This is a genomic window from Thauera sp. (assembly GCF_035444905.1).
GTDB lineage: Bacteria > Pseudomonadota > Gammaproteobacteria > Burkholderiales > Rhodocyclaceae > Thauera.
The window spans coordinates 1-7,793 of sequence record NZ_DAOMPS010000096.1 but is presented as its reverse complement, the minus strand read 5'-3'; the positions used below and the strand labels follow the sequence as shown (position 1 = coordinate 7,793).

At 66.0% G+C, this 7,793-nt stretch carries 11 protein-coding genes; 4 read left to right on the top strand and 7 right to left on the bottom strand.

From position 1 onward, the window contains the following. Nucleotides 1-878: IS1634 family transposase (locus tag PLC66_RS21680; protein WP_324544269.1), on the top strand; the 878-nt coding region annotated here is incomplete at its 5' end. A gap of 38 nt (nucleotides 879-916) precedes the next feature. Here PLC66_RS21680 and PLC66_RS21675 read toward each other — a convergent pair. Further along, nucleotides 917-1,180 carry an ATP-binding protein gene (locus PLC66_RS21675; protein WP_503012257.1) on the bottom strand — a complete coding sequence of 88 codons (264 nt, stop codon included), beginning with the start codon at nucleotides 1,178-1,180 and terminating at the stop codon, nucleotides 917-919. A gap of 103 nt (nucleotides 1,181-1,283) precedes the next feature. Between PLC66_RS21675 and PLC66_RS21670 the strand changes: the two genes are divergently transcribed. Then, nucleotides 1,284-1,898: a hypothetical protein gene (locus tag PLC66_RS21670; RefSeq protein ID WP_324544268.1), complete on the top strand. Its 615-nt coding sequence runs from the start codon at nucleotides 1,284-1,286 to the stop codon at nucleotides 1,896-1,898. Between the two features lie 143 nt (nucleotides 1,899-2,041). On the opposite strand, the gene PLC66_RS21665 is transcribed toward PLC66_RS21670, so the two are convergent. The 3 genes from PLC66_RS21665 to PLC66_RS21655 all read right to left on the bottom strand — a co-directional run bounded on the left by PLC66_RS21665 (nucleotide 2,042) and on the right by PLC66_RS21655 (nucleotide 3,989). After that, nucleotides 2,042-3,169, bottom strand: a complete 1,128-nt coding sequence (locus PLC66_RS21665; RefSeq protein ID WP_324544267.1) for a pentapeptide repeat-containing protein — start codon at nucleotides 3,167-3,169, stop codon at nucleotides 2,042-2,044. A 206-nt stretch (nucleotides 3,170-3,375) separates the two neighbouring features. Beyond that, a complete protein-coding gene (locus PLC66_RS21660; RefSeq protein WP_324544266.1) occupies nucleotides 3,376-3,756 on the bottom strand; it encodes a helix-turn-helix transcriptional regulator in 381 nt (126 codons plus the stop codon). Nucleotides 3,757-3,833: 77 nt separating this feature from the next. Next, nucleotides 3,834-3,989, bottom strand: coding sequence for a cupin domain-containing protein (locus PLC66_RS21655; protein ID WP_324544265.1), 156 nt, complete (start codon nucleotides 3,987-3,989; stop codon nucleotides 3,834-3,836). Nucleotides 3,990-4,286: 297 nt separating this feature from the next. Here PLC66_RS21655 and PLC66_RS21650 point away from each other — a divergent pair, with 297 nt between their 5' ends. Beyond that, nucleotides 4,287-4,646 carry a bile acid:sodium symporter gene (locus tag PLC66_RS21650; protein WP_324544264.1) on the top strand — a complete coding sequence of 120 codons (360 nt, stop codon included), beginning with the start codon at nucleotides 4,287-4,289 and terminating at the stop codon, nucleotides 4,644-4,646. On the opposite strand, the gene PLC66_RS21645 is transcribed toward PLC66_RS21650, so the two are convergent. The 3 genes from PLC66_RS21645 to PLC66_RS21635 all read right to left on the bottom strand — a co-directional run bounded on the left by PLC66_RS21645 (nucleotide 4,630) and on the right by PLC66_RS21635 (nucleotide 6,843). Further along, complete coding sequence (locus tag PLC66_RS21645) at nucleotides 4,630-5,118, bottom strand: cytochrome P460 family protein (RefSeq protein WP_324544263.1); 489 nt, start codon at nucleotides 5,116-5,118, stop codon at nucleotides 4,630-4,632. The genes PLC66_RS21650 and PLC66_RS21645 overlap by 17 nt on opposite strands. A 343-nt stretch (nucleotides 5,119-5,461) precedes the next feature. Further along, complete coding sequence (locus PLC66_RS21640; protein ID WP_324544262.1) at nucleotides 5,462-5,914, bottom strand: VOC family protein; 453 nt, start codon at nucleotides 5,912-5,914, stop codon at nucleotides 5,462-5,464. Nucleotides 5,915-6,039: 125 nt separating this feature from the next. Further along, entirely contained in the window at nucleotides 6,040-6,843 is an 804-nt protein-coding gene (locus PLC66_RS21635; protein ID WP_324544261.1) for an SDR family oxidoreductase, read from the bottom strand. Nucleotides 6,844-7,015: 172 nt separating this feature from the next. Here PLC66_RS21635 and PLC66_RS21630 point away from each other — a divergent pair. Next, nucleotides 7,016-7,793, top strand: a 778-nt coding sequence (locus PLC66_RS21630) for an enoyl-CoA hydratase (protein WP_324544260.1), incomplete at its 3' end; no start/stop codon positions are given.

The following is a 7,793-nucleotide window of genomic DNA, read 5'->3' as shown; positions in this document are numbered from 1 at the left end:
TGGACAATCTGGAGGCGCTGAAAGCCGTGCGCCTGGCCAGCGGCAAGCCGCTCGAATTCATCGTCGCGGTGCCGGGCCGCCGATACAACGAGTTCATCGAGCTGCTCGAACCCTTCCACGAACAGCAGTGCGCCACCGCCACCCAGGAAGTGATCTCGGAGCAGTCCTGGAACGGGCTGCGGCTGGTGGCCGCGCACGACCCGATGGCTGCGGCCACCAAGACCGAACAGCGCAATGCGCGTATCGACGCACTGGTCCGCCAGGCAGACGAATGGTCGGGCAAGCTCACCGAGCAGGACGAAGGCGTGAAGCACCGGGGCCGCAAGCTCTCGGACAGCGGCGCCAAGGCGCGCTTCTACCATGCGGTCAGCGAAGCGCACCTGTCGCGCATCCTCAAGGTGGATCTGGGCGAGGAGCTCTTCAGCTACCACATCGACGACAAGGCGAAGCGTCTCGCCGAAATGATGGACGGCAAGCTGCTGTTGGTCACAAATGCCGAGGGGCTCGCCGCGCAGAACGTGATTCAGCGCTACAAGTCGCTCGCCGACATCGAGCGCGGTTTCAAGGTGCTCAAGTCCGAGATCGAGATCGGCCCGGTGTATCACCGCCTGCCCGAGCGGATTCGCGCGCATGCGTCGCTCTGCTTCATGGCGCTGATCCTGCATCGGGTCATGCATAGCCGACTCAAGGCGGCGGACGCGGGCTACACGCCCGAGCGCGCGCTCGAGCAACTACAGCGCATCCAGCATCACCGCGTGCGCCTGAACGGCGGTGAGCCGGTGGCAGGGGTGTCGACGCTCAGCACGGAACAGAACGAGGTGCTTCATGCATTAGGGATAGAAAAACCAGCGGCGCCGGAGCAGTTGGCGCTGTTGTAGTGGCATTTTTTAAAGTGCGCTCTAGCAAAAACAATTACTTACGAGCGTAACTGTCGAACTCGGGTGGTCAGTGCCGCGATGAGGCTGGCAGCGGTGGTAAAGAGTACGCGGTAGCCGGCCTCGATCGCCTTGAGGCCGAGTGCGACGGCCATATGCGTCTTGCCCACGCCCGGTGGTCCGAGCACGAGCACGTTGTCGCCGTGCTCGATGAAGTGGCACGTGACCAGCGTCTGCACCTGCTTCCTGTCGATCGAGGGCTGGTAGGCCAGGTCGAAGGTCTCCAGGGGTTTGACGAAGGGCAAGCGCGCCCTCGCTTGGCACGTCTCACCCGTTCGTCATTAGTTAGGATTTCCGCATAGCCATCCCGCGGTAGAATCTCCCTGACGCGATGATCTGGAACAACGGATGACGGCAGCCGACCGAAAATCCGGTGCCAAATCGGATGGCCGTGACAACAAGGGCCGGTTCGCGAAGGGCAACGCGGGAAAACCTCGCGGATGCCGGCACAATGCGACGATGCTCGCCCGGACGTTGCTGGAGGACGGGATCGAGGATGCGGTGAACACCATCCTCGCCGCGGCGCCCCAGGGTGATGTGCAGGCCGCGACGAGAGTGGTGATCGATAGGCAGATTCCGGCGGTGAAAGAGCGCCCGCTGTCGCTGCCGGAGCTGCCCGACATCACCAGTGCGGCCGGAGTGGCGGATGCGCAGGCGGTAGCACTCCGGTCTTTAGCCAGTAGCGACCTGTTGCCGAGCGAGGCCGCGACGCTCGCGTCGGTGATCGAGAACCGGCGCCGCGCGATCGAAACGCTGGATCTGGAGGCCCGCATTGCCAGCCTGGAAGGTCCCATGCCGCGCCCCCACAAGCGGATGTCTGTGCTCGAGCGACTGGCGAGCACATCCAGGATCCCGACCGTCGCCGACCTCGAAGGCGCCAACGCAGCGCTGGCGCAAAAGGATGGACTGACCGTGGCCGACACGATCGCCCGGCACGGCTCCCGGGGCGCATTCTGCTGGTGAGCCATGTGCCAGAGCGCTGACGAGGTCTCTGTGCCCGACGACGGACGGTGCGCGCACGAGCGCTACCGGCTCATGTGCGCGGCCGGCTGACGGGGCCGAGTCCGTTCACTGGTAACTCGCCGGACCGACTTCGGCCTTGCGGGCTACCGTGCGGGCTGACGCGCCTGCGCGACCGCCTGCTCGGCCGGTGCGATTACCTGCTTGTCGATCTCGGCGACTAGCGCTTCACCTGAACCGTAACGGTAGGGTTCCAGCACCCACGGATACCGCTTCAGGCTGCCGAACATCGCCCACGGGTCCTGCGAACCCTCGATCACCGGCACGACCGGCACGGACGGGAGAATGGGCACGATCGCCATCAACTCCTGCGGAATGCTGCGCGGGTCGCTCAAGTCGGCCACGATGAACCGCGCAAGGTGCGCCAGGGTGCGCACGGTCTCGGTCAAGTCGCGGTTCTCGGACCCCTCGAAGTCGAAGATGATCGGGACCAGTCCCCGCGCCCGCAAGGCGTCGCGTATGGCCTCGAGCACCCGTTTCCGCTCGGGCGTGAAGCGCCCCAGAATCAGCACCACCTTCGCCGTAACAGTGTCGATCACCTGACGCAGCTTCTCGTTGCGCAGCAACAGGTAGATGAACTGCGCGATCTCGAGATCATCGACCGTGATTTCTCCGATGTGCACCCACAAATTCCGGGTGGCCGCATCGGCGACGATCGTATCGACATGCCCAGGGGTGATGATCAGGTCGCGCTGGACTGCATCGGTCAGATTCACGTCCCAGGCGGTCACGCCATAGACGCGGCATCTGCTCAACGTTGTGCGGGTGAGTTGTGTCCCGACCAGCACAGCACTGCTGAGGTCACACGCGGTCAGGTCTGCGCCGGTGAGGTCGGCGAGCGTCAGATCGGCACGGCAGAGCTTGGCGTCGGTGAGATTCGCCCCGGGCAGGCGTGCCGCGGTCAGGTTCGCCTTGAGGAGGAATGCGTCGTGAAGGTCTGCGCCAGTCAGGTTGGCCCCGAAGAAGCTGACGTCCGCGCACATGGCTTCGCTGAGATCAGCATCGACCAGATCAGCCTCCCGCAAGCATGCACCGTCGAGTTCAGCGCCCGACAGATTGGCGTCGGTCAGATCAACGCCTGCAAGGTCGGCCTTCGCCAGATAGGCCTCTCCGAGGTCTGCACCCCGGAGGTCCGGCCATTCCCCAGAGATCCGCCATTCGTTCCACGCCTCCACGTCCTCGCGGAGTCTGCTCACATGCTCGCTGTTGGCCATTGGGGCGCCCTTCCAAGGGTTCGGATCGCATCACCTTCAGGGTGAGTCTAGATCACCGCCGATGAAGCGTCTCGGTGGCAAGGGTGAGGCAGACCCCGAGATGCGGCACTGCGCGCGTTTGCGGCAGCGGCGGGTCGCTTCGTCGCCGGTCGAAAGGACGGTCGGCCTCGGGTCGGGCCGAAGCCCACCTCCTCCCTCTCACACACTCACCCATCCCCCCGGACCCCCGCAAACGCCCCCGGCGTCGCCCCGAAATGCTCGCGAAAGCGGGCGATGAAGGCCGACACCGAATCGTAGCCGCAGGCGATCGCGACGTCGGTGACGCGCTCGCCGGCCTCGAGCAGGGGCAAGGCGCTGATCAGGCGCAGGCGCTGGCGCCAGAGCCGGAAGTTGAGGCCGGTGTGCTCGCGGAAGAGCCGCGCCAGCGTGCGCTCCGAACACCCTTGGCGCGCGCGCCAGGCGGCCAGCCCGTCGCGCGAATCGGGCTCGGCCTCGAGCGCCTCGCACACCCGGCGCAGGCGCGGCTCCTGTGGCAGCGGCAGCATCGGGCCGAGCGCGGGCGCTGCGGCCACCTGATCGAGCAGCACTGCGGCAAGCCGGCCGCCGCTCCGTGCTCGTCGTACTCGTCGTACTCGTCGTACTCGTCGTACTCGTCTTACTCGTCTTACTCGTCGTACTCGGCGGGCAAGGCGCCAAAGGCGCGGATCAACTCACGCAGCAGGGGACTCACCACGAGCACGCGGCAGCCGCCTTGCGCGCTGGGCGAGGCGGCGGGGTCGATGTACAGGCTGCGGATCTCGGTGTCGGCGGAGCAGCGCATAGGCGAACTGGACCCAGGGATGGGCGTGGCGATAGCCGAGCGCGCGATTGGCGACCGACTCGGCGTGGCCGAAGACCGGGCGCGGCAGAACGGTGAGCCCGGCAAGCTCATCGTGCAGGGTGGGCGGCATGTCTGGTCAGCGACATTGAAGAGCGCGTTGGCGTTAGTCGGCAGTATCGCCGTGCGCTAGGCTTCGTCACAAGCGCACCGGCTTTGCGGCCTGGCCGCTCCGCCCGTCGCCCTGCTCCCCTTCTCTCCACCCTTGCCCGCTAACGCCCCTCCCGGCCCCGGACCGCCATGAACTTGCTGACGCTCCTCTTCGATCGCTTCACGATCCTGCTCACCGCCGTCGTGGTGCTCGCCACCGTCCTGCCCGCACAGGGCGCGTTCGCTGCGCTCTTCGACGGGCTCACCCATGCCGGTATCGCGCTGCTGTTCTTCCTGCACGGCGCCCGCCTGTCGCGCCGCGCGATCATCGACGGCGCTGATGCTGAGCCTGCGGCTCAAGCGCACCCGGGCGCTGGCGGTCGCAGGCGCCTGCGGGCTGAGCGGATCAGTCGTACTCAGCAGCGCCGTCCATTCCCTGGTCGAATGGACGGCGAGCCTGCTGGCCGGCTTTGCAGGTCTCAGATGGCGGTGCTCACTCACCGCGAGTGAACAGATGGTCGTTGTCCGCGAGCGGGATGTGGCAGGAGAAGCACTGGATACCGCCGTCCGTCACCGCCCGGACATTCGGGTCGCCGCCCTTGAAGGCTTGGAAACCCCATCCGCCGGTTTCGGGATAGCGGTCGTCGTCCTTCACCATGACCGCGATGACCTTGCGCGCGCCCTGGGAGAGCGCGTGGTTCGCGTCTTCCGAATAGGCGAAGCGGTCGACGACGAAGGTGGCGCCCTTGGCGAACTTCCCGCTCCTCAGGCCCTCCCTGGCGGCGGCATCGGCATAGACATGCTGGATTCCGACGTTGCCTGCGGGATCGTGGCCGGCGAGGTTAACCGTCGAATGATGGTGGTACCAACTGCGATAGCCTTCCGGGAAAGGTATCTGGCTGGTGTCCTGCGCAGCGAGTGCGCCGCCTGCAGCGCTGATCGCGGAGCTCATGGCGATGGCAATTGTCAGTTTGCTGATCATTTCCTTTCCTCCTCTGCTGAGGTCGAACTGCAGCCATGGTGATGCCCACGGCAGGTTAGACCATATGCCCGAGGCGCTCGAAACGGATCGCCAAAAGATGCAATTCACAATAGAGAAATTCTTGATTCCCCGGCTCAGGGAAGGGGCAGGATCCTGAGATTTCTGCTCCCTCTTCCGGCGGATAGCTACGACCACATGCAGAGTTGCCAGGCGGTCGACGGCCCGAGCTGGCCGTTCGAGCCAGTGGCGCTGGTCGGCCCAATCGGCCCGAGTTCACTCGTGCGAAATGATGAACGCCTGCCGGGTCAGCATAGGTTCTGGCAGCGCGGTGAATTCATCAGCGCTATTCGCGCTTCGCCTTGAATTCACCAAGCGTGATCGCAAATCCGCATTTGTCCCTGGTGCCAAGGAAATACTCCTTGTATCGAGAGAACATCCCGTCCAGGTGCGCATCGATCTCAGCTTGCGTGTAGTCGACTGCGTTGATCGTCGCAATGCTCATGGCTTTCGCACGCCCATACGGTTCATCGACGTCGTCGAACTCAAAGACCACATTGAGGATGCCTTCTCCCCTGCTCTCTAACATCGGCGCCAGAAAACAGTCGGCTTCTCTCCCGGGCATTGGCGCGCAAAGTTCAATGCCTGCATTCCAGCTGATCGCCACTTGAATGCCAAACGCTTCACCTGTCCAGTTGGCTCCGTGGAATTCAGCGCCGAGAAGTTCTCTGTAGAAGGCTTTCGATGCCTCCAGATCATGTACCGCCAAGATGATTCGATTAACCCCTTTGACGGCCATGCTCCACTCCCTTATCGATATCCGCCCGGTGCAGAAATGCCAACCAAGTTCAGCACAAGCACCGGCTGGCGTATTCCGCTGACACGGAAACAGCCTGCCCGCGCTCAGGACCGGTCATCGCTCCGTCAGTGCTGCTCGCCGGAATTGGCCGCGGCGAGGAAGGCCGGCCGTTCGCCGCCGCCATGCAGCAGCAGGTTGGTGCCGGCGAAGTAGGCCGCCAGCGGCGAGCCCGCATACAGGCAGGCGTTGGCGATGTCGTCCGGCGTGGCCATGCGGCCGGCGGGAATGGTGGCGCCGACCGCGGCAATGCCGGCCTCATCGCCGTAGTGCAGGTGGGCCTGCTCGGTCTGCACCAGGCCCGGGCTGATCGCCAGCACACGCACCTTGGGCGCCCACTCCACCGCCAGCGAGGACGCCAGCGACAGCACGCCGGCCTTGGCCGCGCCATAGGCGGCGGTGCCCGGCGAGGGCCGCGAGGCGGCGACGCTGCCGACGAAGATGATGACGCCGCCTTCGGCCTGCTGCTGCATCAGCGCATTGGCCTGCTGGGCGACGTTGAGCGGCGCGATCAGGTTGAGGCGGATGATGCCCTCGTGGAAGCGCGGCGAGGCCTTGTCGGCGAGCGCGAACGGCGCCCCGCCGGCGTTGTTGACCAGCACGTCGAGGCGGCCGAAGCGCTCGCGGATGGCGGCGAACAGGGCCTGCAGCGACTCGATGTCGCGCACGTCGGCGGCGATGAAGTCGGCCGTCCTGCCGCCGGCCTCGGGCAGCGCCTCGGGCGCATTTCGCCCGCACACGACCACCGCTGCCCCCGCGGCCAGGAAGCCGCGCGCGATGCCTGCGCCGATACCCTTGGTGCCGCCGGTCACGAGCACGACCTTGCCGCGGTAGTCGAGCGCCGCGGCGCCCGTCGAAGCCTGATTGTTCATGCACTTCTCCACGATGGTTGATGCCTGCGAGTCTAGGTTCGGCTCCCGCAGCATTCTTCGTCTGAATGGACGATGAGCGCCTTGCGTGGAGGACGGAACATGCATTCCATCCCCTTCCCCGGTTGCCGCGCCCGCACAGGCCGTCCGCCCCCGGGGCGCTCCTGGAGGCTCCATGACCACAGACCCGACATCTCAGTCCGAAACCGCTTCGCCCCTGCTGCTCGAACGCCTCGACGGCGGCGTCGCGCTGCTGCGCCTGAACCGCCCGCAGGCCACCAACGCGCTGTCGCTCGAGCTGCAGGCCCTGCTGTCGCAGCGCTTCACCGAGCTGGCGGCGGACGACACCGTGCGCTGCATCGTGCTCACCGGCGGCGAGAAGGTGTTCGCGGCCGGCGGCGACATCACCAGCATGGCCGGCGTCGGCCCGATCGAGATCACCCAGCGCCATACCGAGCGCGTGTGGGGGCCGATCCAGCACTGCCCCAAGCCGGTGATCGCCGCAGTCTGCGGCTACGCCTACGGCGGCGGCTGCGAGCTGGCGATGCTGGCCGACATCATCGTCGCCGGCGAGGGCGCCCGCTTCTGCCAGCCCGAGATCCGCATCGGCATCATGCCCGGCATCGGCGGTACCCAGCGCCTGGTGCGCGCGGTGGGCAAGGTCAAGGCGATGCGCATGGCGCTCACCGGCAAGCCGATCACCGCGCACGAGGCGTGGACCGCCGGCCTGGTGAGCGACCTGGTGGCCGACGACCAGGTGATCCCGACCGCGATCGAACTGGCGCGCATGGTTGCCGCGATGCCGCCGCTCGCCGCCGAGCAGATCAAGGAATGCATTCTGTTGGGCATGGACGCCCCGCTCGAGACCGCGCTGGCGATGGAGCGCCGCGCCAACGCGCTGCTGTTCGCCTCGCGCGACCAGAAGGAAGGCATGCAGGCCTTCATCGAGAAGC